Consider the following 1502-nt stretch of genomic DNA (forward strand, 5'->3'; position numbering starts at 1 on the left):
CAAGGGCGGCATCGTCACCTGGGAAACCCAGCAGACCGACTACCCGCGCACCCGCGCCGACCTGCCCAACCACGAACCGCGCGGCTGCGCCCGCGGCGCCAGCTACAGCTGGTACCTGTATTCCGCCAACCGCGTGAAGTACCCCATGGTGCGCGGCAGGCTGCTGGCCCACTGGCGCGCCGCGCTGGCCGTGGCCAAGAGCCCCGTGGACGCCTGGGCCGCCATCGTCGAGAACGGCGACGCGCGCCGCGAATGGCAGCAGCAGCGCGGCCTGGGCGGCATGGTGCGCAGCAGCTGGGAAGAGGTCAACCAGATCATCGCGGCATCCAACGTCTACACCATCAAGCAGCACGGCGCCGACCGCATCTGGGGCTTCTCGCCGATCCCGGCGATGTCCATGGTCAGCTACGCCGCCGGCTCGCGCTACCTCTCGCTCATCGGCGGCGTCTGCATGAGCTTCTACGACTGGTACTGCGACCTGCCGCCGTCCAGCCCGCAGGTCTGGGGTGAGCAGACCGACGTGCCCGAATCGGCCGACTGGTACAACTCCACCTTCATCATCGCCTGGGGTTCCAACGTGCCCCAGACCCGCACGCCCGACGCCCACTTCTTCACCGAAGTCCGCTACAAGGGTGCGAAGACCGTGGCGATCACGCCCGACTACGCCGAGATCAGCAAGCTCTGCGACCTGTGGATGCACCCCAAGCAGGGCACGGACGCGGCGATTGCCATGGCCATGGGCCACGTGATCCTCAAGGAGTTCTATTTCGACAAGCGTTCGTCGTACTTCGACGACTACGTGCGCCGCTACACCGACATGCCCAACCTGGTGCAGCTCGAAGAGCGCACCCTGCCGGACGGCCGCCAGGTCGTGGTGCCCGGCCGCTACCTGCGCGCCAGCGACTTCAACGGCAAGCTCGGCCAGGCCAACAACCCCGACTGGAAGACCGTCGCACTGGACCAGGACGACAAGCTCGTGCTGCCCAACGGCTCCATCGGTTTCCGCTGGGGCGCTGAGGGCCGCGCCGATGCGGGCAAGTGGAACCTGGAAGACAAGGAAGCGCGCGGCGACGAGCAGGTCAAGCTCAAGCTCAGCCTGATGGAAGGTGAGGGCAGCGAATACGAAGTGGGCCAGGTCGCCTTCCCGTACTTCGGCGGCATCGACACCCCCAACTTCACGGCCAACAAGCAGGCCGGCGCCACCGACGATGTGCTGGTGCGCCAGGTGCCGGTGCGCCGCGTCAAGCTGGGCAAGGTCGGCGAAGAGCGTTACGCCCTGGTCGCCACCGTGTTCGACCTGACGGCCGCCAACTACGGCGTCAACCGCGGCCTGCCCGGTGACACCGGCGCCACCAGCTACGACCAGGACACGCCGTACACGCCCGCCTGGCAGGAGAAGATCACCGGCGTCAAGCGCGACCAGGTGATCGCCGTGGCGCGCCAGTTCGCCGACAACGCCGACAAGACCAAGGGCAAGTCCATGGTCATCATCGGCGCGGCCA

Annotated in this window: 1 protein-coding gene; it reads left to right on the top strand. The window is 67.4% G+C overall.

Annotation, left to right across the window (positions count from 1 at the left end; all coding sequences use genetic code 11):
• The coding region (locus tag RMP09_RS14355) for a molybdopterin-dependent oxidoreductase (protein WP_310566662.1) at positions 1 to 1502 on the top strand (1502 nt) is incomplete at both ends.

It is taken from the genome of Hydrogenophaga sp., assembly GCF_031426985.1.
Lineage (GTDB): Bacteria > Pseudomonadota > Gammaproteobacteria > Burkholderiales > Burkholderiaceae_C > Hydrogenophaga.